The sequence below is a fragment of the Streptomyces triticagri genome (assembly GCF_003429565.1).
GTDB lineage: Bacteria > Actinomycetota > Actinomycetes > Streptomycetales > Streptomycetaceae > Streptomyces > Streptomyces triticagri.
Window position 1 is genome coordinate 1 of sequence record NZ_QUAK01000096.1, and the last position, 22,070, is coordinate 22,070.

Annotated in this window: 22 protein-coding genes; 10 read left to right on the forward strand and 12 right to left on the reverse strand. The window is 71.8% G+C overall.

What is annotated here, in order from left to right:
• Positions 1-71: 71 nt before the first annotated feature.
• Both DY218_RS17760 and tuf read right to left on the reverse strand, forming a co-directional pair.
• Positions 72-932 carry a spermidine synthase gene (locus DY218_RS17760; RefSeq protein WP_128557040.1) on the reverse strand — a complete coding sequence of 287 codons (861 nt, stop codon included), beginning with the start codon at positions 930-932 and terminating at the stop codon, positions 72-74.
• 87 nt (positions 933-1,019) lie between these two features.
• The gene (tuf, locus tag DY218_RS17765) at positions 1,020-2,189 is read right to left on the reverse strand and encodes an elongation factor Tu (RefSeq protein WP_128557041.1); all 1,170 of its coding nucleotides are present in this window, start codon (positions 2,187-2,189) and stop codon (positions 1,020-1,022) included.
• 382 nt (positions 2,190-2,571) lie between these two features.
• Here tuf and DY218_RS17770 point away from each other — a divergent pair, with 382 nt between their 5' ends.
• The 4 genes from DY218_RS17770 to lnt all read left to right on the forward strand — a co-directional run bounded on the left by DY218_RS17770 (position 2,572) and on the right by lnt (position 6,902).
• Positions 2,572-3,294 (forward strand): TVP38/TMEM64 family protein, encoded by a 723-nt coding sequence (locus DY218_RS17770; RefSeq protein ID WP_128557042.1) that lies wholly within the window; start codon positions 2,572-2,574, stop codon positions 3,292-3,294.
• A 180-nt stretch (positions 3,295-3,474) separates the two neighbouring features.
• A complete protein-coding gene (locus DY218_RS17775; protein WP_128557043.1) occupies positions 3,475-4,347 on the forward strand; it encodes an undecaprenyl-diphosphate phosphatase in 873 nt (290 codons plus the stop codon).
• Between the two features lie 328 nt (positions 4,348-4,675).
• Positions 4,676-5,143: a nuclear transport factor 2 family protein gene (locus tag DY218_RS17780; RefSeq protein ID WP_128557044.1), complete on the forward strand. Its 468-nt coding sequence runs from the start codon at positions 4,676-4,678 to the stop codon at positions 5,141-5,143.
• A 154-nt stretch (positions 5,144-5,297) separates the two neighbouring features.
• A complete protein-coding gene (gene lnt / locus DY218_RS17785) occupies positions 5,298-6,902 on the forward strand; it encodes an apolipoprotein N-acyltransferase (protein WP_233521666.1) in 1,605 nt (534 codons plus the stop codon).
• On the opposite strand, the gene DY218_RS17790 is transcribed toward lnt, so the two are convergent.
• On the reverse strand, positions 6,826-7,731 hold the full coding sequence (locus DY218_RS17790) for a Gfo/Idh/MocA family protein (protein ID WP_128557045.1): 906 nt from the start codon (positions 7,729-7,731) through the stop codon (positions 6,826-6,828). The genes lnt and DY218_RS17790 overlap by 77 nt on opposite strands.
• 44 nt (positions 7,732-7,775) lie before the next feature.
• On the reverse strand, positions 7,776-8,963 hold the full coding sequence (locus tag DY218_RS17795) for an FAD-dependent monooxygenase (RefSeq protein ID WP_128557046.1): 1,188 nt from the start codon (positions 8,961-8,963) through the stop codon (positions 7,776-7,778).
• A gap of 87 nt (positions 8,964-9,050) precedes the next feature.
• On the opposite strand from DY218_RS17795, the gene DY218_RS17800 reads away from it, so the two are divergent.
• A complete protein-coding gene (locus DY218_RS17800; protein WP_128557047.1) occupies positions 9,051-9,683 on the forward strand; it encodes a TetR/AcrR family transcriptional regulator in 633 nt (210 codons plus the stop codon).
• Positions 9,684-9,833: 150 nt separating this feature from the next.
• Positions 9,834-10,313, forward strand: coding sequence for a hypothetical protein (locus tag DY218_RS17805; protein ID WP_233521667.1), 480 nt, complete (start codon positions 9,834-9,836; stop codon positions 10,311-10,313).
• 30 nt (positions 10,314-10,343) lie between these two features.
• On the opposite strand, the gene DY218_RS17810 is transcribed toward DY218_RS17805, so the two are convergent.
• Positions 10,344-10,868 (reverse strand): HPF/RaiA family ribosome-associated protein, encoded by a 525-nt coding sequence (locus DY218_RS17810; protein ID WP_128557048.1) that lies wholly within the window; start codon positions 10,866-10,868, stop codon positions 10,344-10,346.
• 522 nt (positions 10,869-11,390) lie between these two features.
• Here DY218_RS17810 and tdh point away from each other — a divergent pair.
• From tdh to DY218_RS17825, 3 genes are read left to right on the forward strand one after another with little or no spacing between them, the layout of a single operon-like run.
• Positions 11,391-12,419 (forward strand): L-threonine 3-dehydrogenase, encoded by a 1,029-nt coding sequence (tdh, locus tag DY218_RS17815; protein WP_128557049.1) that lies wholly within the window; start codon positions 11,391-11,393, stop codon positions 12,417-12,419.
• Between the two features lie 51 nt (positions 12,420-12,470).
• On the forward strand, positions 12,471-13,694 hold the full coding sequence (locus DY218_RS17820) for a glycine C-acetyltransferase (protein ID WP_128557050.1): 1,224 nt from the start codon (positions 12,471-12,473) through the stop codon (positions 13,692-13,694).
• Positions 13,691-14,593 carry a LysR family transcriptional regulator gene (locus DY218_RS17825; RefSeq protein WP_128557051.1) on the forward strand — a complete coding sequence of 301 codons (903 nt, stop codon included), beginning with the start codon at positions 13,691-13,693 and terminating at the stop codon, positions 14,591-14,593. The genes DY218_RS17820 and DY218_RS17825 overlap by 4 nt, the downstream gene beginning before the upstream one ends.
• Before the next feature lie 20 nt (positions 14,594-14,613).
• Here the strand turns inward: DY218_RS17825 and ung are convergent, their stop codons facing one another.
• The 7 genes from ung to DY218_RS17860 all read right to left on the reverse strand — a co-directional run bounded on the left by ung (position 14,614) and on the right by DY218_RS17860 (position 20,685).
• Positions 14,614-15,312 carry a uracil-DNA glycosylase gene (gene ung, locus DY218_RS17830; RefSeq protein WP_128557052.1) on the reverse strand — a complete coding sequence of 233 codons (699 nt, stop codon included), beginning with the start codon at positions 15,310-15,312 and terminating at the stop codon, positions 14,614-14,616.
• 78 nt (positions 15,313-15,390) lie between these two features.
• Positions 15,391-16,971 (reverse strand): ABC transporter substrate-binding protein, encoded by a 1,581-nt coding sequence (locus DY218_RS17835; RefSeq protein ID WP_128557053.1) that lies wholly within the window; start codon positions 16,969-16,971, stop codon positions 15,391-15,393.
• Positions 16,972-17,111: 140 nt separating this feature from the next.
• A complete protein-coding gene (locus DY218_RS17840; RefSeq protein ID WP_128557054.1) occupies positions 17,112-17,867 on the reverse strand; it encodes an SDR family oxidoreductase in 756 nt (251 codons plus the stop codon).
• Positions 17,868-17,892: 25 nt separating this feature from the next.
• Complete coding sequence (fabG, locus tag DY218_RS17845; protein WP_128557055.1) at positions 17,893-18,654, reverse strand: 3-oxoacyl-ACP reductase FabG; 762 nt, start codon at positions 18,652-18,654, stop codon at positions 17,893-17,895.
• Positions 18,655-18,837: 183 nt separating this feature from the next.
• Entirely contained in the window at positions 18,838-19,221 is a 384-nt protein-coding gene (locus DY218_RS17850; RefSeq protein ID WP_128557056.1) for a DUF3037 domain-containing protein, read from the reverse strand.
• Positions 19,218-20,066: a HipA family kinase gene (locus DY218_RS17855; protein WP_128557057.1), complete on the reverse strand. Its 849-nt coding sequence runs from the start codon at positions 20,064-20,066 to the stop codon at positions 19,218-19,220. Before DY218_RS17855 ends, DY218_RS17850 begins: the two co-directional genes overlap by 4 nt.
• Before the next feature lie 103 nt (positions 20,067-20,169).
• Positions 20,170-20,685: a nuclear transport factor 2 family protein gene (locus DY218_RS17860; RefSeq protein ID WP_128557058.1), complete on the reverse strand. Its 516-nt coding sequence runs from the start codon at positions 20,683-20,685 to the stop codon at positions 20,170-20,172.
• Between the two features lie 170 nt (positions 20,686-20,855).
• Between DY218_RS17860 and sigJ the strand changes: the two genes are divergently transcribed.
• A complete protein-coding gene (gene sigJ, locus DY218_RS17865; RefSeq protein ID WP_128557059.1) occupies positions 20,856-21,794 on the forward strand; it encodes an RNA polymerase sigma factor SigJ in 939 nt (312 codons plus the stop codon).
• Positions 21,795-22,070: the final 276 nt, after the last annotated feature.

The window sequence follows — 22,070 nt, forward strand, 5'->3', positions numbered from 1 at the left end:
GTCCGCCCCGATCGCCGGGGCGGACCTGGCGCGTTCCGTGGCGGCTCGGCGCAGGGCCTCGGCACGCCGGCTCAGGAGATGGTGAAGGAACCGCCCGGCGGCTCCGGGGAGGCGACCGCGTCCGTGTCGTGCACGATCCGGGACGAGCCGGTCAGGGCGCCGAGCCCGGCTCCGTGCTCCACGCGCGCCGGGAACGCGTCGGCAGCCGTACGGCGGGCGAGGGCCGATACGGGAAGTTCGCGGTCGGAGGCGATCAGGACGGCGTTGCCGAACCGCCGGCCGCGCAGTACCGCCGGCTCCGCGATGACGGCAAGCTGGGCGAACACCGCCCGGAACGTGGCGAGTTGGGAGCCGAGGAAGGCGAACGGCGCGCCGTCGGCGAGATTCGCCGCATAGACGCCTCCGGGCCGCAGCACCCGCGCGGCCTCCTCTGCGTACGCGAGCGACGTCAGATGCGCCGGCACCCGGGAGCCGCCGAACACGTCCGCCACGATCACGTCCGCGCTGTCCGCCGGCGCCGCCGTCAGCCACTCGCGGGCGTCGGCGCAACGGGTGCGCACGCCGGACTCCGGCGGCAGCGGCAGATGTTCGGCGACCAGGGCGAGCAGTCCGCCGTCGGCCTCCACCACGTCCTGCCGAGAGCCCGGCCGGGTGGCGGACACGTAGCGGGGCAGGGTGAGGGCGCCGCCGCCGAGGTGCAGTACGTCCAGAGGCAGCTGCTCGTCAGCCGCCGTGTCCAGCACATGGCCGAGCCGTCGCGCGTACTCGAACTCCAGATGCGTCGGCTCGTCCAGATCCACGTACGACTGCGGAGCTCCGTCGACCGTGAGCAGCCAGGCGCGCGACCGGTCGACGTCCGGCATCAGTTTGGCGACTCCGTGGTCCACGGCGATCTGCACGGGTTTCGGATCTTCGCTGTTCACGGGTGCCATTGTGCCGCCGGGCCCGTGCACGACGGTGCCCGGCCCGCGTGCTGCGTACGCGGACCGGGCACCCGGCGGGCCGTCGCGGCGCCGGCCTCAGCCGACCTCCGTGACCGTGCCGGCCGCGACCGTGCGGCCGCCCTCGCGGACGGCGAAGCCGAGACCCGCCTCGAGCGGCACGTCCCGGCCGAGCTCGACGCTCATGGTGACCGTCTCGCCCGGACGCGCCACGGCCGTCTCGCCGAGGTCGACGTCGCCCACCACGTCCGCGGTCCTGATGTAGAACTGCGGCCGGTAGCCGGTCGACACCGGTGTCGTACGGCCTCCCTCGCGCGCCGACAGGACGTACACCTCGGCGGTGAAGCGGCGGGCGGGCGTGACGCTGCCCGGAGCCGCGACGATGTGGCCGCGCCGGACTCCGTCGCGCGGGACGCCGCGCAGCAGCAGCGCGACGTTGTCGCCGGCCTCCGCGCTCTCCATCGGCTTGCCGAAGGTCTCGAGCCCGGTGACCACGGTCTCCACATCCGCACCGAGGACTTCGACCCGGTCGCCGACCCGTACGGTGCCGCGCTCGACGGCGCCCGTGACGACCGTGCCGCGGCCGGTGATGGTGAGGACGTTCTCCACCGGCAGCAGGAACGGTGCGTCGGTGTAGCGCACCGGCATCGGCACATGGGTGTCGATGGCGTCGAGCAACGACCGCAGGGCGGCGGTCCATTGCGGGTCGCCCTCCAGCGCCTTGAGGCCCGAGACCCGTACGACCGGGACGCTGTCGCCCGCGTAGCCGTGCGCGGAGAGCAGCTCGCGGACCTCGAGCTCGACCAGGTCGGTCAGCTCGGGGTCGCCGGCGTCCGCCTTGTTGAGCGCGACGACGAGGTGCTCGACGCCGACCTGCCGGGCGAGCAGTACGTGCTCCGCGGTCTGCGGCATGATCCCGTCCAGCGCGGAGACCACGAGCACGGCACCGTCCAGCTGGGCCGCTCCGGTGACCATGTTCTTGATGTAGTCCGCGTGTCCGGGCATGTCGACGTGCGCGTAGTGCCGGGTGTCGGTCTCGTACTCGACGTGCGAGATGTTGATGGTGATGCCACGCTGCGCCTCCTCCGGGGCGCGGTCGATGCGGTCGAAGGGCACGAAGGTGCCGCCGCCCTGCTCGCTGAGCACCTTGGTGATGGCGGCGGTCAGCGTCGTCTTGCCGTGGTCGACGTGACCCATCGTGCCGATGTTGAGGTGGGGCTTGGTGCGCGTGTATGCCGTCTTGGGCATGGTGTTCCGCTCCGCGGTACGAAGGTGAAGGTCTCCCGGCTGAATCGCCCGGGAGACGGGGACCCCTCGGCCTGACCGACCCTCCCCCTGTGGGGTCCGCCGGTATGTCCGGGGAGGGTCAGCGTCGTGCGCCGTCGGCGGGGAACGCGGCAGCCTCGGCGGCGCCCGCGACCGCGGGCGCTGCTGCGAGGAAGATCTGCCGGAACATGCGCCCGATCATGGCGGAGGGCGCCTCTCGGCGCGACCGAATTTCCGTGCCGGGGTGGGCGCGCGTCCGTGCGCGGGGCTCGTGCGGATCGCCGTGCCGACCCGGGACGGGACCGTGACGCCGGTGAGACGCACCATACGGCGATCACATCCACCTGTCGGTTAGTCTCCCCGAATGCCCGTCCCCGTCCCCGCGCCCGGGTCCGCTCCCCCGGGCTTCGCCGTGCGCTGCGGCCGCGTACTGCTCTCGCCGTGGTCGCGCTTCGCGCTGCTCGTGGCCGTGCTCTCGGGCGCCGGACTCCTCGTGCTGCTCTTCGAGCCGCAGGAGCTGCTCGCGCACGGCTGGCCGCCGCAGGTGAACGGCGCCACCGCGGTGGTCGCCTTCGCGGTGGCGTACGGACTGTGCACGGCGGCGTTCGTACCGCGTCCGCTGCTCAATCTCGCGGCGGGCGCGCTCTTCGGGAGCCAGGCGGGTCTCGTGGGAGCCGTCGCGGGGACGGTGCTCGGTGCGGGTATTTCGTTCGGCCTCGGCCGGGTGCTCGGGCAGGAGGCGCTGCGTCCGTTGATCCGAGGGCGCCTGCTCGTCGCCGTGGACGGGCAGTTCAGCCGGCACGGCTTCCGTTCGATGCTGGCGGTACGGCTGTTCCCCGGGGTGCCGTTCGCCGTGGCGAACTACTGCGCCGCGTTCTCCCGGATGCGGTCGTTCCCCTTCCTTCTCGCCACCGGGCTCGGCTCCATACCGAACACCGCCGCCTATGTGGTGGCGGGCAGCCGTGCGGCGACTCCGACGTCCCCCGCGTTCCTCGTCGCGATGGGCTTCATCGCGCTCAGCGGCCTCACGGCGATGCTGGTCGCCTGGCGCAAGCGGAACGCCCTGCGGGGCCGCGCCGAAGCGTGAACCCCGCCTGAACCGCACGTGAACGGGGCCGTTCATATCCGGGCGGTACTGTTCCCCGCGGCGGGCCGGCGATCTACGTCGCCGGCACGGCTCGACGTCGCCGCCTCCACACCTTCCGCACCCCGCCGGGCCCTTCGCCACCGCCCGGCGCACGATCAGATCCGGGACGGCACAGGCCGCATGAGCTGGTTCGAATCATTCATCCTCGGACTCGTCCAAGGGCTCACCGAGTTCCTGCCCATCTCCTCCAGCGCGCATCTGCGGCTGACCGCGGCGTTCGCCGGATGGCACGACCCGGGGGCCGCGTTCACGGCCATCACCCAGATCGGCACCGAGACCGCCGTCCTGATCTACTTCCGCAAGGACATCGTGCGGATCGTGTCGGCGTGGTCCCGCTCGCTCCGGGACAAGGCCATGCGCAGCGATCACGATGCCCAGTTGGGGTGGCTGGTGATCGTCGGCTCGATCCCGATCGGCGTGCTCGGTGTGACGCTCAAGGACCAGATCGAGGGTCCGTTCCGCGATCTGCGGCTGATCGCCACGACGCTGATCGTGCTCGGTGTCGTGCTCGGTGTCGCCGACCGGCTCGCGGCACGCGACGAGACGGGCGGCCGGCACCGCGCGGTCAGGGAACGCAAGACACTCAAGGACCTGGGCGTCCGTGACGGTCTGATCTACGGCTGTTGCCAGGCGATGGCGCTGATCCCCGGAGTCTCCCGCTCCGGCGCCACCATCAGCGGTGGCCTGCTGATGGGCTACACCCGTGAATCCGCGGCCCGTTACTCCTTCCTGCTCGCCATCCCCGCGGTGCTCGCCTCGGGTGCGTACGAGCTCAAGGACGCGGGCGAGGGTCACGTGTCCTGGGGGCCGACGATCTTCGCCACAATCATTGCCTTTGTGGTGGGATACGCCGTCATCGCATGGTTCATGAAATTCATCACGACCAAGAGCTTCATGCCGTTCGTGTACTACCGCATCGCCCTCGGCCTCGTCCTCTTCGTCCTGGTCGGCACGGACGTCCTGAGCCCGCACGCGGGGGAATCGGCGGAGTGAACCGGTGCCGTGGCCCGGCTCCGTCCCCCTGAGGCGGAGCCGGGCTGTGGTCCGCCGGCCCGGCGCGGGGGAGGGCGGCCGACGGCCACGCATCCTGGGCTCCTCCGGCAGGACGGCTTCCTCCTCCGAGTCAACCGGCGCGCGCGGGCGCTCGGGAGCGTGTGCGCGGTACCGGCGCGCGCGGGCCGGTCACACGGGGCGCGTTCGGGCCGTGACCGCGCGTACTCGTCAGGACCGGCCGCTGCTCGGCCCGGTTCTGCGCACCGGGGCCCGGACTGATCCCTGCACGGCTCTTGGCTGGGCGGTCCCCTTGTTCAAGACTGAGCCGATGACGCAGCGTGTGGACCTCGCGACCGTGATGGACCGGCTGGCCATCGACGCTCTCATCACCGACTACGCCAGGTCCGTGGACGACGCCGAATGGACGGCGTACCGCGGCCTGTTCAGCCCGGACGGCCGCGCCGACTACCGCTCGGCCGGCGGCATCGAAGGCACCGCCGACGAGGTGGCGGACTGGCTCGCGGAGAATCTGCGGATCTTCTCGATGCGGCAGCACCTCGTGGTGAACCGCAGGCTCCGCTTCGACCTGACCGACGGTGCCATCGGCGACTCCGCGCGGCTCCAGGCCGACTACTTCAATCCGATGCGCACCGAGTCCACCGGTTCCGCCCCCGACTTCGAATGCGGCGGCCGCTATGTCTTCGGGCTCGGGCGGACGGACCTGGGCTGGCGGATCGCCCGCGTCGAGGTACAGGAGAAGTGGCGGCGGACCCGCGGTCCGCACTCAGCCGGCTGAGCCGACCGACCGCGTCCCGCGCTCGCGGTGCGGCCCCGAACCTCGGCCCGTCGCCACGCTCGTCCGGAGCAACGGGTTCCGCGCGCCCTGTCGCGCACCGCTCCGCGCCCGCACACTGGTGATACGCAGCGGCGCGCAGGCGAGGAGGCGGGGCATGGACTTCTTGGCCGGGCCGACCGGAGCGGGGATGGCGCGCAAGGCGTCCCGGGCGCTCACGTCTCCGTGGTGGCGTGGCGTCGCCGCGCTCGCCGCGGGAGCGCTGCCCGCACTCGCCTTCCCCGCGCCTGCCTGGTGGTGGTTCGCCTATGTCGCCCTGGTGCCGTGGATCCTGCTCGCGGCGTCCGCGCCGACGCCACGGCGGGCCGGCCTCGACGGCTGGATCGGCGGCGTCGGCTTCATGCTCGCCGTGCACCACTGGCTGCTGCCCAGCCTGCATGTCTTCACCCTGCTCATCGCCGCCCTCCTCGGGCTCCTGTGGTGGCCGTGGGGTCTGCTCGTACGGCAGCTGCTCGCGGGGCGTCCCTCGCCCGGGCGTGCGGCCGCCGCTCTGGTGGTGCTGCCGTCCGTCTGGCTGTTCGCCGAGCTGGTGCGCTCGTGGGAAGGGCTCGGCGGGCCATGGGGACTGCTCGGATCCAGCCAGTGGCAGGTGGAGCCGGCCCTGCGGCTCGTCTCGGTGGGCGGCGTATGGCTGGTCAGTCTGCTGATCGTCGCCGTCAACACGGTCTGGGCACTGCTGATCGCGGTGCCCGCCGCCCGCACCCCCGCCGCGGCCGGGATGGCGCTGACCGCGGTCGCGGTGAGTGCCGTCTGGGTGGGGGCGCCGCGCCCGGAGCGGGACGGTACGGCACGGATCGCCCTCGTACAGGCCGGGGTGTTCGACGGCGAGGGAGGCGCCGAGCGGCGGTTCGACCGGCAGGAGGCGCAGACCAGGGCGCTGGCCGGCCGCGATCTCGACCTGGTGGTGTGGGGCGAGAGCAGTGTCGGCTTCGACCTGGCCGGCCGTCCCGACCTCGCGGACCGGATCGCCGCGCTCTCCCGTGCGGTGGGCGCGGACATCCTGGTGAATGTCGACGCCCGTCGCTCGGACCGGCCCGGCATCTTCAAGTCCTCGGTCCTGGTGGGGCCGAAGGGCCCGACGGGCGAGCGCTACGACAAGATGCGCCTGGTGCCGTTCGGCGAGTACGTGCCGGCCAGGGCGCTCCTCGGGTGGGCCACGTCCGTCGGCAAGGCGGCCGACGAGGACCGGATCCGTGGCGGCTCACCGGTGGTGATGCCGCTGTCCGACGGGCTGACGGCGGGGCCACTGGTGTGCTTCGAGTCGGCGTTCCCGGACATGAGCCGGCATCTGACCCGGGAGGGTGCGCGGTTGCTGCTCGCGCAGTCCTCGACGTCGACGTTCCAGAACAGTTGGGCGCCGGCGCAGCACGCCTCGCTCGCCGCGATCCGGGCCGCGGAGAACGGCCGACCCATGGCGCACGCCACGCTGACCGGCGTCTCCGCGGTGTACGGGCCGTCCGGGGAGCGGATCGGCCGGCAGCTCGGCACCGACGAGCGGACCGCGGAGGTCTACGAGGTGCCGCTGGCCTCGGGCATCACCCCGTACGTCCGGATCGGCGACTGGGCCGCGCATGCGGCGCTCGCCGTGCTTGCGGCGTTCTGCGCGGTGGAGGGTCTGCGTGCCTTCAGACGGCCTCAGCGGGCAGGCGTTCCAGGACCCGCTCACACACCTCGTGAGTCTCCAGTGCGTCCCGCGCGCTGAGCGTCCGGCCCGCGCGGACCGCGTCGAGGAAGTGGAGTACGGCCTGTTCGAGACCGCGCTGCCGGGCGACCGGCACCCAGTCGCCGCGGCGGCGGACAGTGGGCTGCCCCTTGTGGTCGATGATCTCGGCGAGGTTGCGCACCTCGCGCTTGCTGTCCTGGCCGGACACCTCGAGGATCTCCTCCGCCGAACCGCTGAGCCGGTTCATGGCACCGATCGCGGTGAATCCGTCGCCCGAGAGCTGCAGCACGACATGGTGCAGCAGTCCGTCCTGCAGCCGGCCGCGGACCGTCACGTCGTCGACGGTGCCCGGCGCGAGGAACCGCAGGGTGTCCACCACATGGATGAAGTCGTCCAGGACGAACGTCCGGGGGTCCTCGGGCAGTCCGACCCGGTGCTTCTGCAGCAGGATCAGCTCCCGCGGGTGCTCGAGGCACTGGGCGTAGCCGGGTGCGTGACGCCGGTTGAAGCCGACGGCGAGTGAGACGCCGCGCGCCTCGGCGAGCTCCACCAGGCGCTCGGACTCGGCGAGTTCGTACGCGAAGGGCTTGTCGACGTACGTCGGTACGCCGGCCTCGACGAGGCGCTCGACGATCGCGGGGTGGGCCGCGGTCGGGGCGTGTACGAGGGCCGCGTCGGGGCGCTGGGCGAGCAGGGCGTCCAGGTCGGTGTGGAGGCGGTCGGCCGGCAGGTGATGGGCCGCTCCGACCCGCTCCAGGGTGGCGGCGGTACGGGTCTGCAGATGCAGTTCCACACCGGGGAGGGTGGCGAGCACCGGCAGATAGGCCTTCTGCGCGATGTCGCCGAGCCCGATGCAGCCGACCTTCACGTCCGTCTCCCCTGCTGTGTCAGCGGCCTTGCCCTGAGCGGTTCTCAGCGGCCGTCCGGACGGGCAGCATACGTGCGCTCGGGCGGCTGCCAGTCCAGCACCCCGTCGAAGGTGCGCAGCATCATGCTGCTGCCGAACCGGCCGACGCCGGCGATCATCGCGTCGCGCAGCAGGACGCCGGCCCGGCTGCGCACGGTGGTGGCCCTGCCCGTGCGGGCCGAACGGCGCACGACGTCCATCGTGCGGGGCAGCCGGTCGGCGGTGTACGCGGCGAGTGCCGGGCCCGGATCGGCGTCGCCCGGCATGTGATGGGCGAGCACGATCGCGTCCTCGATCGCCTGGTTGCCGCCCTGCCCGAGGCTCGGCGGCATCGCGTGCGCGGCGTCGCCGAGCAGTGCGACGCGGCCGCGGTGGAAGGCGGGCAGCGGCTGCTGCACGTACCGCACGTCGTTGCGCAGGATCTGCTCGGCGGTGGCGGCGTCGAGGATCGCGGGGATCGGGTCGTGCCAGGAGCCGAACAGGCGTCGCAGCTCGGCGAGTTCGGAGTCGGGGGCTCGGCCGCCGGGCGGCACCGTGGCGGCCGCGTACGCATAGCTGCGGCCGTCCTTGAGCGGGTGGGTGCCCCAGAGCAGGCCGCGCCCCCAGGTCTCGTGCGGGGCGAACTCGCGGCCGCCGGACGGGACGACGCAGCGCCAGGTGGTGAAGCCCGCGTAGACGGTGCCGGGGTGTTCGGGGAAGAGGGTGCCGCGCACCGCGGAGTTGATGCCGTCGGCGCCGACGACGAGCTCGGCCTGTTCCTCGCCCGTCGGGGTGCTGACGGTGGCGGGTCGGTCGACGTCGCCCGGGTCGGTCAGCTCAGCCGGCGTGCCCGTGCGTACCGCGTCCGCGGGCAGTTCGGCGCGGAGCAGCTCGATCAGGGTGGCCCGGTGCAGCAGCACCAGGGTGCTGCCGAAGCGGCGGGCGGTGGCGGCGCTGTCGGTGCGGGCCAGCCAGCGGCCGCCCGGGGTGCGCATACCGCCGGGGCCCTGCCAGGCGGCGAGCTCGCGGACCGTGTCGCCGAGGCCGATGACGTCGAGGGCGCGCTGGCCGTTCGGCGCGATGGAGATGCCGGCGCCGACCGGCTCCAGGGACTCGGCGCGCTCCAGGACGGTGACCTGCCGGCCGCGCCGGTGCAGCGCCACCGCCGCGGTGAGTCCGCCGATGCCGCCTCCGACGATCAGTGCGCGTGCCATGACTCCTCCTGTTCCCGCACTACAGCTGTAGTGCTGCCCTGGAAGAACCGTACTACAGCCGTAGTGGCGGTGGGTATGGTGGTCGCCATGACCGAGAGCACAGCCGCCGGGAGCCCAGCGTCCGAGACAACAACCGCCGGCTCATCGGTCCGCACCCGGGCCGAGCGGATCGCGGACGCGGCCCTGGATCTCCTCGCCGAACGCGGTATGCGCGGACTCACGCACCGGGCGGTGGACGCGGCCGCCGGACTCCCCGAGGGCTCGACGTCCAATCAGGCACGCACGCGCCTCGCCCTGCTGGAGGCCGCCGTGCGCCGGCTCGCCGAACGGGAGAGCAGGATTCTCGTACCGCAGGAGCTGCCCGATGCGGCACACGGGATCGACGCCTTCGCGGACGCCCTGGCCCTTGCTCTGCACCGGTCGCTCGACGGGCACCGCCCGCTGGTGGTGGCCCGCTACGAGCTGGCGCTCGAAGCCACTCGGCGGCCCGAGCTGCGGGCGTACTACGACGCGGCCGGGCGGCAGTTCCGCGAGCTGGCGCTCGCACTGCTGCGGGAGGCCGGGTCACCGGATCCCGAGCGGCATGCGCTGCAGCTCATTGCGTGGTGCGACGGGATGCTGTTCTCCTGCGTGGCCGGCACCTTCCATTCAGCGACGCCGCCGCAGGCGCAGCTCCGGGCGGGTTGCGTCGAGGTGCTGCGCGGCATGCTGGACGGCTGACGGCGCGGGCTGCCCGGCCCGCGCAGCGCGCGCCCCGGCGTCCACCCGGCGCCCGCAGGCGTCCACGCGCGGGTGACCGGCGTCACCCGCGCGGGCCAACCTCGCCCCCTGCCGCCCCGAAGAGGCACCGCACGGAGCAGAGTTGCCCGGATGCACCGGAAGACCACAGCGGCACTCCTCGTCACGATGGCGGTCTCGGCCCTGTCGGGATGTGTCTCCGTCGCCGAACCATCGGTCCGGGAGTCCGCCTCCCCCACCACTGAACCGGTCGCCGCCCCGAGCGCGCACCGCGGATCGGCGACCCGGCCCGTCGAGGCACCGGCGCGGGAGGCGCTGCGGATGATGGGTCCGCCTTCCGGCAAGGACCCGGTCAAGGCCTCGGCCCGGGCTCCGGAACCCGGGCGGAGCGAGGCCCCCGGTCCGAGGGCTGCCGCACCGGAACACAGGCCGCCCGCCCGGGAAGGTGCCGAGCCGCCGCGCCGACTGCCGGTCGGCGGCGAGCTGCCCGCCCGGGTGCTGCCAAGACCGACCGCCGTCGGCGCGGAACTGTGCTCCCTCGGCCGGCGGTACGGCGGCTGGCCCGCGGACAGCCCGCAGGCCCGGATCTGCGAGAGCACATATCCGCGGTGACCCGGGCAGCCCGGCCACGGGGACAGGGGACTACGCCGGACGTGGATGCGGCGGGCCCGCCGGGCCGCGCGACGATGGGCTGCCGGCCTGCAGCTGCCGTTCGAGGCGGTCGACCGCGGAGCGGATGCCGGCGCCGTGGGCGTCCTCGGACAGGGCGCCGAAGGCGGCACGGGACGCGGTCAGATGTGCGCGGGCCTCGGCCTCCTTGCCGAGTCTGACGTAGTCGGCCGCCAGGTTGAGATGCAGCGCGGGGTAGAAGGCGCGCACCGCCTGGGACCGGTCCTCACCTGCCGCCGGGCGGTCGGTGAGCGTCGCGGCCGCCTCCAAGGCCCTGAGGTCCCAGTCCAGTTCGTCGGCCGGATCGTCCTGCGTGTCCGCCAGGTAGTGCGCGATCGTGCAGCGATGCAGCGGGTCGCCGGACTCGCCGACCTCGTCCCACAGTTCCAGGAAGCGGTTGCGTGCCTCTTCGCGGTCGCCGGCCCGGTGCAGCATGACCGCCTGCCCGGCCCGGGCCATGACGGCGTCGCCCGACGCCGGATCCTGCTCTTCAGCCACGGCTTCCTCCCTGTTCACGCCGGCCCGCAGGCCTGCTCCTGGTGACCTCGGCGGTGCCGACTCCTGGGTCCGACCATGCCCCGGGACCGCGCGGGCCGCGAGGCGTCACACCGCGAGCTGCTCGCCGTAGGGGAAGCTGACCCGCGCCTGTCCGCGCCGTCGTCCGTCGCACATCCCGCCGACTCGCGCAGCACGTGCGGGAGTACGACGCCACGCGTGAACGCCATGAGACGGACGCGGACGCCACCGCCGCCGGAGTGACTCCCGGTGCTACCGGGTCCCTGGTCTCCGTACGGACACCCGTCCGCCCTCGCGCACGGTGACGCCCGCGGGGACGGAGCTCCCACGGCCGGGCGTGCAGGAAAGCTGGGGCGGCGCTTAAGAAATCCTCGATGGACCGCGCGGGCCGTCGTACGGGAGAGTCGGAGGCGGCGGTGGACGGCCGCCTCCCCCACTCACTCCCCTGTCAGGGGCCGGCTCCGCCGCGCCCTGTGCGGGGTGCGCCCAGAAGGAGCCGATCCGTTGAAGGCACTGGTCAAGGACAAGGCGGAACCGGGGCTGTGGCTGGCGGACGTACCGGAGCCGTCCGTCGGCGCATCGGACGTACTGATCAAGGTGGAGCGCACCGGGATCTGCGGCACCGATCTGCACATCCGCAACTGGGACGGCTGGGCGCAGTCCACGATCCGCACCCCGCTGGTCGTCGGCCACGAGTTCGTCGGCGAGGTCGTCGGGACGGGCCGCGACATCACCGGCATCTCCGTCGGTGACCGGGTCAGCGGCGAGGGCCATCTGGTGTGCGGCAGCTGTCGGAACTGTCTGGCCGGGCGCCGGCATCTGTGCCGTGCGACGGTCGGCCTCGGCGTCGGCCGCGACGGCGCGTTCGCCGAGTACGTCGCGCTGCCGGCGTCGAACGTATGGGTCCACCGGGTGCCCGTGGACCTCGATGTCGCGGCGATCTTCGACCCGTTCGGCAATGCGGTGCACACCGCGCTGTCCTTCCCGCTGGTCGGCGAGGACGTACTGATCACCGGCGCGGGGCCGATCGGGCTGATGGCCGCGGCGGTCGCGAAGCACGCCGGGGCCCGCAATGTGGTGATCACGGACGTCAGTGCGGAGCGCCTGGAGCTCGCCCGCAAGGTGGGCGTCAGCCTGGCTCTCGACGTGTCCCGCTCCTCGATCGCCGAGGGCCAGCGCGAGCTCGGTCTGCGCGAGGGCTTCGACATCGGTCTCGAGATGTCCGGCAAGCCGGTCGCGATGCGGGACATGCTCGCCAACATGACGCACGGCGGCCGGATCGCCATGCTCGGCCTGCCGTCCGAGGAGTTCGCGGTCGACTGGGCGCGCATCGTCACCTCGATGATCACCGTCAAGGGCATCTACGGCCGCGAGATGTTCGAGACCTGGTACGCGATGTCGGTGCTCCTGGAGGGCGGCCTCGACCTGTCCCCGGTGATCACCGGCCGCTATCCGTACCGCGATTTCGAAGCGGCCTTCGACGACGCGGCGAGCGGCCGCGGCGGCAAGGTCATCCTGGACTGGAGCGCCTGAGCCCGTCCGTCCCGCGACGCCCCCTTTCCGCCCCTCCCCGAAGGACTTCCCATGTTCGACAACGTACGCGACGACGTCCGCGCCACCCTGGACGAGATCACCGCTGCCGGGCTGCACAAGCCGGAGCGGGTGATCGGCACCCCGCAGTCGGCGAGCGTCGAGGTGACGGCCGGCGGCCGCCCCGGCGAGGTGCTCAACTTCTGTGCGAACAACTACCTGGGACTCGCCGACCACCCCGAGGTGATCGCCGCCGGACATGCGGCCCTGGACCGCTGGGGCTACGGCATGGCGTCCGTCCGGTTCATCTGCGGGACGCAGGAGGTCCACAAGGAGCTCGAGGCGCGGCTCTCGGCGTTCCTCGGCCAGGAGGACACGATCCTCTACTCCTCCTGCTTCGACGCCAACGGCGGAGTCTTCGAGACGCTGCTCGGCGCGGAGGACGCGGTGATCTCCGACGCGCTCAACCACGCCTCGATCATCGACGGGATCCGGCTGAGCAAGGCCCGTCGGTTCCGGTACGCCAATCGCGACATGGCGGATCTGGAAGCGCAGTTGAAGGCCGCGGAAGAGGCCGGCGCGCGGCGCAGGCTGATCGTCACGGACGGCGTGTTCTCGATGGACGGCTATGTGGCCCCGCTGGCGGAGATCTGCGATCTGGCCGAGCGGTTCGGCGCGATGGTGATGGTCGACGACTCGCATGCCGTCGGCTTCGTCGGCCCCGGCGGCCGGGGCACTCCGGAGCTGCACGGAGTGATGGACCGCGTGGACATCATCACCGGCACCCTGGGCAAGGCCCTCGGCGGCGCCTCCGGCGGCTACGTCGCCGCCCGCGCCGAGATCGTCGCGCTGCTGCGTCAGCGCTCGCGCCCGTATCTGTTCTCCAACTCCCTCGCGCCGGTGATCGCGGCAGCCTCACTGAAGGTGCTCGACCTGCTGGAGTCGGCCGGCGATCTGCGTGAGCGCCTCGCGCGGAACACGGACCTGTTCCGCAGCCGGATGACCGCCGAGGCCTTCGACATCCTGCCCGGCGACCATGCGATCGCGCCGGTCATGATCGGCGACGCCACGGTGGCGGGCCGGATGGCCGAGCTGCTCCTCGAGCGCGGGGTGTACGTGATCGGCTTCTCGTACCCCGTCGTACCGCAGGGCCAGGCCCGGATCCGCGTCCAGCTCTCCGCGGCGCACTCGGAGGCGGACGTGAACCGTGCGGTGGACGCCTTCGTCGAGGCCCGCGCGCAGCTCGATGCGACCGGTTTGGCAGTATCGGACGCATGATCGAGGCGCGGCGGCTGCACATCCTCCGGGCGGTGGCCGACCACGGCACCGTGACGGCGGCGGCCGCCGCGCTCTATCTCACGCCGTCCGCCGTCTCCCAGCAGCTGGCGGCCCTCGAGCAGGAGACGGGCCACAAGCTGGTGGAGCGCGGCGCCCGCGGCGTCCGCCTGACCGCGGCCGGCGAGATCCTGCTCACCCATACCAACGCCGTGCTCGCGCAGCTGGAACGGGCCGAGGCGGAACTGGCCGCCTACAGCCAGGGCGAGGCCGGCACGGTCACCCTCGCCTCGTTCGCCACCGGCATCGGGCTTGTCGTCGGCCCTGCCCTGGCGCGCCTCGCCGAGACCGCGCCCGGCATCCGGGTCCGAGTCCAGGACGCCGAGGGCGATGCCAGCCTCCCGATGCTGCTCGAGCGGCGGATCGATGTCGCGGTCGCCGTCGAGTACCGGGGCGCGCCCGGCGCCGACGACGACCGGATCTCCCGGGTGCCGCTCTACTCCGAGCCGTTCGACGCGGTGCTGCCGGTCGGGCACCGGCTCGCGGCTGCCGACCGGGTGGCACTGTCGGAGCTTGCACGGGACACCTGGATCGGCCCCTACCCGGGCAATCCCTGCCATGACGTCGTCGTCCTGGCCTGTGAACACGCCGGATTCTCCCCGCAGTTCGAGCATTCATCGGACGACTTCCGGGCAGTGGTGGCGCTCGCCGCGGCCGGCGCCGGGGTGGCTCTGGTACCGCGCTCCGCGCTGCACGGGGCGGACCTGACGGCGGCCGCGGTCCGGCCCGTGGACGGTGCGGTCCCCGCCCGGAAGGTGTTCGCGGCGGTCCGTCACGGCGCGGAGGCGCATCCGCTGATCAGGCCGGTGCTCGACGCGCTCCGTGCGGCGGCCACGGGCTGACCTGCAGCGCCGGCCGAGGCTCACTCCTTGGCGGCCGGGCCCAGGTCCGGGATCCGCCAGTCGATCGGGGTGTGTCCCTGGGCCGCCACCGCTGCGTCGATCTCGCTGAACGGCCGCGAGCCGAAGAATCTCTTCGCGGACAGCGGGGACGGGTGGGCGCCCTTCACCACCACGTGCCGCTCGGTGTCGATCAGCGGCAGCTTCTTCTGTGCGTAGTTCCCCCACAGGACGAAGACCGCAGGGTCGGGGCGCTCGGCGACCGCGCGGATCACCGCATCGGTGAAGCGCTCCCAGCCCTTGCCCTTGTGGGAGTTGGCCTCGCCGGCGCGGACGGTGAGCACCGCGTTGAGCAGCAGGACGCCCTGCTCGGCCCAGGGCATCAGGCAGCCGTTGTCCGGGATCGGGGTGCCGAGGTCGGCGTGCAGCTCCTTGAAGATGTTGCGCAGCGAAGGTGGTGTGCGTACGCCCGGGCGTACCGAGAAGCACAGACCGTGGCCCTGGCCCTCGCCGTGGTACGGGTCCTGGCCGAGGACGAGGACCTTGACCCGGTCGAAGGGCGTGGCCTCAAGGGCGGCGAGCACCTCGGAGCGCGGCGGGTACACCGGTCCGTTCGCACGCTCCTTCTCGACGAACTCCGTGAGCTCCTCGAAGTACGGCTTGCTCAGCTCTTCGCCGAGTGCGTCCTGCCAGGACGCGGGGAGCGCGGCGCTTGCGGTCACGTCATCAACCTCCGTTGTGCGGTCTCTCAACTCCCCCAGAACCTAACCCGCACCACTGACAACCGATGTCCGCAGCGCCTACCAGCTCGTCTTCCGGTGCAGCTCCCACATCTGCATGATCGTCGACGGATCGAGCGCGCGCTCGCCGCCGGCGATCTCCTCGCTGGCCGCCACGTACTGCTTGCCCTGCCACAGCGGCAGCAGCCGCGCGTCCTTCACGAGGATCTCCTGCGCGGCCTCGAACTCCTTGGCCACCGCACCGCGGTCGGGCTCCTTGCGGGACTGCGGGAGCAGGGTGTTGATGATCTTCGGGGACGGGTAGGGCGTGCCCAGCGCGTTGTTCTCGCCGACGAAGGGCGCGATGAAGTTGTCCGCGTCGGGGAAGTCGGGGAACCAGCCACGGCCGAACACCGGGTACTCGCCCTCCCGGTAGCCCTTCTCGTACGTCTTCCAGGGCCGGCCCTTGAGCGTGACGTCGAACAGCTCGGACGCCTCGAGCTGCCGCTCGATCTCCTTGAACTCGGCACGGGTGACCGAGCCGTACCGGTCGGTGGTGTACCAGAGGGTGAGCGGCACCGGCTCGTTGATCCCGGCCTCGGTGAGGATCGCGCGGGCCTTGGTGGTGCTGGGCTTGCCGAAGGCGTCGAAGAATCCGGTGGTGTGGCCGGCCACGCCCTGCGGGACCATCGAATAGAGGGGGTCGACGGTGTCCTTGTAGACGTTGTGCGAGATCGACCAGCGGTCGACGACCTGGGCGACGGCCTTGCGCACGGCGGGGTTCTTGGCCCACCTGTCCTTGGGGTTGAACACCAGGTAGCGGATCTCGGTGCCGGCTCCCTCGACGAGCTGGATGCCTTCCTTGGTGTTCTGCGCGTCCAGGTCGACGATGTCCTCGGAGGCCAGGCCTCGGAAGGTCACGTCGATGTCCTTCTTCTTCAGCGCGCCCGCCAGTTCGGCCGAGTCCTGGAAGTAGCGGATGGTGACGGCGTTGTTCTTGCGGTCCGCCGGGCCCTTGTACTTCCCGTTGCGTACGAGTTCGGACTTCTCGTCCTCCTTGTACTCCTCGAGGCGGTACGGTCCGGAGCCGGTGATCGCGCCGTCGTCACGGAGCTTGTCCGCGGGGTAGTCCTCCTTGTTCACCAGCGACATCGCGGGGGTGGCGAGGACGAACGGGAAGGTGGCGTCGGGCTTGCCGAGGTGGAACGTGACTCCTCGGCTGCCGTCGACCGTGACCTTGTCGAGGCTGCCGAGCATGCCCTCGGGGCCGCCCGTGACGCCGATCTTCCTGATGCGGTCGATGGAGTGCTTCACATCGTCGGCGTCCAGGCTGCTGCCGTCGGAGAACTCGAGGCCCTTGCGCAGTTCGCAGTGGTAGACCTCGTTGGTCTCGCCCCGGAACTCGCAGTGCTCCGCGGCGTCGGGCTCGGGGGTCGAGCTGCCGGTCGGGAAGGAGACGAGGGTCTGGTAGACGTTGCGGTAGAGCTCCCAGGATCCGTCCCAGGCGGCCGCGGGGTCGAGGGTGGAGGGGGCGCTCGTCGTACCGACGACGATGGGCTCCTCGTCGTCGGAGCTCTGGGAGTCGATCAGCCCGCACCCTGCGGCCAAGGATATGGACACAAGTGCCGCAGCCGTCTGCAGGCTTCGGGTCCGGTTGAACACGCGCACGCTCCTCGATCGGCCACGCTAGAGGTGGCCAGACGATACCGCAGTGCCCTGCTGGTCCAAGCTCCAGGACCAGCAGGGCACTTGATATTCACAAACGTCTGCTGTGGGGTGTAGCGCTGCGGCTGTACGGTTCGTCAGCCGACGCCCGCATTGAGGAAGATGCCACCATCGACGACGAGTGTCTGTCCGGTGATCCAGTCCGCCTGCTCGGAGGTGAGGAAGGCGGCGGCACCGCCGATGTCAGCGGGCACACCGAGCCGGCCGAGCGGGTAGGACGCCGCGGCCTCGGCCTCCCGGCCCTCGTACAGCGCCTGGGCGAACTTCGTCTTGACCACCGCGGGGGCGATGGAGTTGACCCGCACCTTGGGCGCGAATTCATGCGCCAGCTGGAGGGTCAGATTGACCATGGCCGCCTTGCTCATGCCGTACGCCCCGATGAACGGAGAGGCGGAGACGCCGGCGACCGAGGCGATGTTCACGATGGCCCCGCCGTTGGCGCTCTGCCAGGCCTTCCAGGTCTGCTGGGCGAAGCCGAGTGCCGAGATGACGTTGGTCTCGAAGACCTTGCGGGCCACGCCCAGGTCGAGCTCGGCGATCGGGGCGAACACGGGGTTGGTGCCCGCGTTGTTGACCAGGAAGTCCACCCGGCCGAAGGCCTCCATGGCGCGTTCGACGGCCACCGCCTGGTGGGCCTCGTCGTGCGCCTTGCCCGCGACGCCGATGACACGGTCCGAGCCGAGCCGTTCGACGGCTTCCTTGAGCGCGTCCTCGTTGCGTCCGGTGATGCACACCCGGTCGCCGCGGGCCACCAGTGCCTCGGCGATGCCGTAGCCGATTCCGCGGCTGGCGCCGGTGACGAGTGCGGCCTTGCCGCTGTCCTGCACAGTCATGATGCTGATTCCCTTGATCCTGGCGTCAGTTGAGCGGGCCGCCGGCGACGTACAGGACCTGTCCGGAGACGAATCCGGCGTCCTCACCGGTGAAGAACGCGATCGCATTGGCGATGTCGTCGGGCCGTCCGACGCGCTGGACGGGAATCTGGGTGGCGGCGGCAGCCTGGAAGTCCTCGAAGCCCATGCCGACCCGGTCCGCGGTGGCCTTGGTCATCTCGGTGACGATGAAGCCCGGGGCCACCGAGTTCGCCGTGATGCCGAACTTGCCGAGCTCCTTGGCCAGGGTCTTGGTGAAGCCCTGCAGACCGGCCTTGGCGGCCGAGTAGTTGGCCTGGCCGCGGTTGCCGAGGGCGGAGGAGCTGGAGAGGTTGACGATGCGGCCGAAGCCGGCGTCGACCATGTGCTTCTGACAGGCCTTGGACATCAGGAAGGCGCCGCGCAGGTGCACGTTCATGACGGTGTCCCAGTCGGACGCGCTCATCTTGAACAGCAGATTGTCGCGGAGCACGCCCGCGTTGTTGACGAGGATCTGCGGGGCGCCGAGCTCGGCGGCGATGCGCGCCACGGCCGCCTCGACCTGCGCCTCGTCGGACACGTCGCAGCCGACCGCGAGGGCCTTGCCGCCGGCGGCCGTGATGGCCTCCACGGTGTCCTTGCAGGCGGCCTCGTCGAGGTCGATGACGGCGACGGCGCGGCCCTCGGCGGCGAGCCGGATCGCGGTGGCCGCGCCGATGCCTCGTGCGGCTCCCGTGACGACGGCTACCCGCGCTTCAGTAGTGGACATCCTTGTTCTCCTCGCCCTCGATGCGGCTGCGACCAGCGGCGCCCCGGATTCCCTCATTCCCGGTGAGCGACCGCTTAGTACCTTCGGCAGACGTGACGCTAGAAGCCCTGGCACCCGGTGTCAACGGCCCATGGGGGCGCGGAGCCCTGTGTCACACGCCACGTCCGCATCTCGCCGGCCGCGTCAGCGCACCAGCAGGTCCAGGAGACGTCCGACCTCGGCGGCCGGATCGGCGGTGAGGCCGGTGTGCACGGGGCCGGGCTGCACCACGGTGGAACGAGGTGCGATCAGCCAGCGGAAACGCCGGCCCGCGTCGTCGCCCGCAGCCTGCCCGGCCGAGTCGCCACCGCAGCAGATCCCTTCGATCGCGCGCAGTGCGGCCCGTACGCCGACGACGTCCGCCTGGGGGTCGAGGGCCTTCAGCTTGGTCTCGTCGAGGTGGGTGCGGGCGGCCACGAAGGACTTGGCCCGGCAGTAGACCACCACTCCGGCGTTGAACTGCTCGCCCCGCTCGACCCGCGGCACCACCCGCAGCACGGCGTACTCGAAGACGTCCCGCTCGCTCATGCGCCCGCACCTCCGGTGCGCGCGGTCCGCGGCCGCAGGTCGACGTGTTCGGTCAGCCAGCCCGGGGCGTTCGACGCCGGGCGTTCGGTGCGCGGGCCGAGCGTGATGCGGTCGGCGAGGCCGGGGACGCGGGAGAGCAGCGCGCCGACATACGCCGCCCGTACCTCCTCGGCCGTCTCGAAGCCCGGCTCGTCGGCCAGCCACTCGTCGGGCACGTCCGCGGCGACCTCGGTGAGCAGCTCCTCGGTGACCAGCGGTGCGAGCGCGGCATCGGCGGCGGTCACGTCCGGGCCGAAGGGGGCCAGTGCGTGGTCGGAGGCGTCGTACGGCTTCTCGGCGGACGCGGCAGCGGAACGCCAGTTGTGGTGCCAGATCATCGAGGCGCCGTGGTCGATGAGCCACAGATCGCCGTGCCAGACCAGCATGTTGGGGTTGCGCCAGGAGCGGTCCACGTTGTTGACGAGGGCGTCGAACCAGACGATCCGGCCGGCCTCCGCCGAGGTCACCTCGTACGCCAGCGGGTCGAAGCCGATGGAGCCCGGCAGGAAGTCCATGCCGAGATTCAGGCCGCCGCTGGCCTTCAGGAGCTCCTGCACCTCCTGGTCCGGCTCGGAGCGGCCGATCACCGGGTCGAGCTGCATCCGGACCAGGTCAGGGACGCGCAGGCCGAGCCGCCGGGCCAGCTGCCCGCAGATGATCTCGGCCACCAGCGTCTTGCGACCCTGACCGGCGCCGGTGAACTTCATGACGTACGTACCGAGGTCGTCGGCCTCGACGATCCCGGGGAGCGATCCGCCCTCACGCAGCGGCGTGACATAACGGGTCGCTGTGACCTCTGTAAGCATGCGCCGAGACTATCTGCCGGGCCGGCGCGATCAGTATCCGATTACTTCGCGCAGGAGGAGCACGGTGGCGCGCCCCGGGTGGGGTTCGGCCGGTCCCGGTGGCCTATGCCGGCTCGGCGGGCGAGTCGGCCGGAGGGGACGTGGGCTCCGCGTCCGCGGAACCGGTCGCGAGCCGCTGCCCCGGCCCGGGCGCGTGGCCCGCCAGCGGGGATTCGTCGAGGTAGCGGACCTCGTACACCCGCTCGGCGAACTTCCAGCCCTCCTCCGTGCGCCGGTAACGGTCGTGGTAGACGGCGTAGTTCTGGGCCTGGCGCCCGTCCAGCGCGCGGCCGAGCTCGTGGATGTAGGCACGGCCGGTCGCGGTGTCGCCGTCGAGCTCGATCGCGCCGGGGTGGGTGGTCTGGATGAAGAAGTCCCACAGGCTCTGCAGCTGCTCACCTCCGGCGATGATCGCCTCGCGGCCGATGTGTTCGGCAGGGATGACGGGCATCCGCAGGGCACCGTCCGGTGTGAAGAGCGATGCCAGTCGGGGTCGGTCGCGCATCATCACCGCGTCGCTGAACTCGGCCCGCAGCGCCTCGATCTCGACACGGTCGGCGACGGCCTGGAAGTCGTTCATCGGTATCCCCTGTCCTGGTCGTGTCGTCCGCTGTTCCTGGTGGTAGCGGCCTCATACGTACGACAACGCAGCACCGGGAAACGTCAGGCGGCGCGTCGGCCTCACAATCGGGCACGCTGTCCTGTCGTAGGGGGTAGGGGGACACCGGCCGGCCGAGGAGGCGACGGATCATGACCAGCAGCGCGGAGCCCGGTGGCGACGGGGGCGAGCCCGAGTTGGCCGTGATCATGGGCGAGCGGCGGCGGCTGATCAATCTCGCCTACCGCCTCCTCGGGTCCGTCGCCGACGCCGAAGACGTCGTGCAGGAGACGTACGCCCGGTGGTACGCCCTGTCCGCACCGGAGCAGCGGGCGATCGAGTCGCCCGGGGCCTGGCTGATGAAGGTCGCCGGCCGTATCTGTCTCAATCTGCTCGGTTCCGCCCGGGCCAGGCGGGAGACATATGTGGGTGCCTGGCTCCCCGAGCCGGTGCCCGAGCCGAGTGAATGGATCACCGGGCGCTCCGGCGTCGGTGGCGGCGACCCTGCCGAACGAATCACCCTCGACGAGTCGGTGACGATGGCCTTCCTGGTCGTCCTCGATGCGATGACCCCGGCCGAGCGGGTCGCGTTCGTGCTGCACGACGTCTTCCGCTATCCCTTCGCCGAGGTCGCCGAGATCGTCGGCCGCAGCCCCGCCGCCTGCCGTCAGCTGGCCTCCTCGGGCCGGCGTCGCATTCGGGCCGCGCGGCCTTCGCCGGGCCCGAGTGCCGCGCAGGCCGACGTCGTGCGGAGGTTCAGGGTGGCGTGGGAGGCCAAGGACATCGAGGGGCTGATCGGTCTGCTCGATCCGGACGCCACGTCTACCGCCGACGGCGGCGGACTGGCCGTCGCACATCTGCAGCCGCTCGTCGGCGGCGAGGTGATCGCCCACGCCTACGCGGAGCTCGCGCGGGTGGCGGGCGATCGCGCGACCTTCGTGGAGTGCACGGTCAACGGCCTTCCGGGCCTGGTGGCACAGCAGCACGGGACCGTCGCGACCGTGTTCGCGTTCGAGGTCGCCGGTGACCGGATCAGGAGCATCTGGGCGGTGCGCAATCCGGAGAAGCTCCGTACCCGGTGGGACGGTTGAAGGCGAGCGTTGCACACACCCCGCAGGTGAACGGCCGGGCTTCGCGCTGCGTACAAGACGTCGAGACGGACGACGCAGCGACGACGCAGCAGCGAACGCCAGCCACTCCAAAGGGAGATCGACATGACCACGGCACCGACCGCACGCTCTTCCGCAGCGCCCGAGCCGGAGCCCTCCGATGTGACGCCGGGACGCCGCCCCACCCGCCGCGCGCTGGTCGCCGCGGCCGGCGCCGCCGGCCTCACCGCAGCGCTCGGCGCCTGCAGCGACGGCGAC

Bases quoted from the DNA above. Each gene is read 5' to 3' on its own strand.
- DY218_RS17760 (WP_128557040.1), bottom strand. From the start codon at position 932: ATGGCACCCGTGAACAGCGAAGATCCGAAACCCGTGCAGATCGCCGTG.
- tuf (WP_128557041.1), bottom strand. From the start codon at position 2,189: ATGCCCAAGACGGCATACACGCGCACCAAGCCCCACCTCAACATCGGC.
- DY218_RS17770 (WP_128557042.1), top strand. From the start codon at position 2,572: ATGCCCGTCCCCGTCCCCGCGCCCGGGTCCGCTCCCCCGGGCTTCGCC.
- DY218_RS17775 (WP_128557043.1), top strand. From the start codon at position 3,475: ATGAGCTGGTTCGAATCATTCATCCTCGGACTCGTCCAAGGGCTCACC.
- DY218_RS17780 (WP_128557044.1), top strand. From the start codon at position 4,676: ATGACGCAGCGTGTGGACCTCGCGACCGTGATGGACCGGCTGGCCATC.
- lnt (WP_233521666.1), top strand. From the start codon at position 5,298: ATGGACTTCTTGGCCGGGCCGACCGGAGCGGGGATGGCGCGCAAGGCG.
- DY218_RS17795 (WP_128557046.1), bottom strand. From the start codon at position 8,963: ATGGCACGCGCACTGATCGTCGGAGGCGGCATCGGCGGACTCACCGCG.
- DY218_RS17800 (WP_128557047.1), top strand. From the start codon at position 9,051: ATGACCGAGAGCACAGCCGCCGGGAGCCCAGCGTCCGAGACAACAACC.
- DY218_RS17805 (WP_233521667.1), top strand. From the start codon at position 9,834: ATGCACCGGAAGACCACAGCGGCACTCCTCGTCACGATGGCGGTCTCG.
- DY218_RS17820 (WP_128557050.1), top strand. From the start codon at position 12,471: ATGTTCGACAACGTACGCGACGACGTCCGCGCCACCCTGGACGAGATC.
- DY218_RS17825 (WP_128557051.1), top strand. From the start codon at position 13,691: ATGATCGAGGCGCGGCGGCTGCACATCCTCCGGGCGGTGGCCGACCAC.
- DY218_RS17840 (WP_128557054.1), bottom strand. From the start codon at position 17,867: ATGACTGTGCAGGACAGCGGCAAGGCCGCACTCGTCACCGGCGCCAGC.
- fabG (WP_128557055.1), bottom strand. From the start codon at position 18,654: ATGTCCACTACTGAAGCGCGGGTAGCCGTCGTCACGGGAGCCGCACGA.
- DY218_RS17850 (WP_128557056.1), bottom strand. From the start codon at position 19,221: ATGAGCGAGCGGGACGTCTTCGAGTACGCCGTGCTGCGGGTGGTGCCG.
- DY218_RS17855 (WP_128557057.1), bottom strand. From the start codon at position 20,066: ATGCTTACAGAGGTCACAGCGACCCGTTATGTCACGCCGCTGCGTGAG.
- DY218_RS17860 (WP_128557058.1), bottom strand. From the start codon at position 20,685: ATGAACGACTTCCAGGCCGTCGCCGACCGTGTCGAGATCGAGGCGCTG.
- sigJ (WP_128557059.1), top strand. From the start codon at position 20,856: ATGACCAGCAGCGCGGAGCCCGGTGGCGACGGGGGCGAGCCCGAGTTG.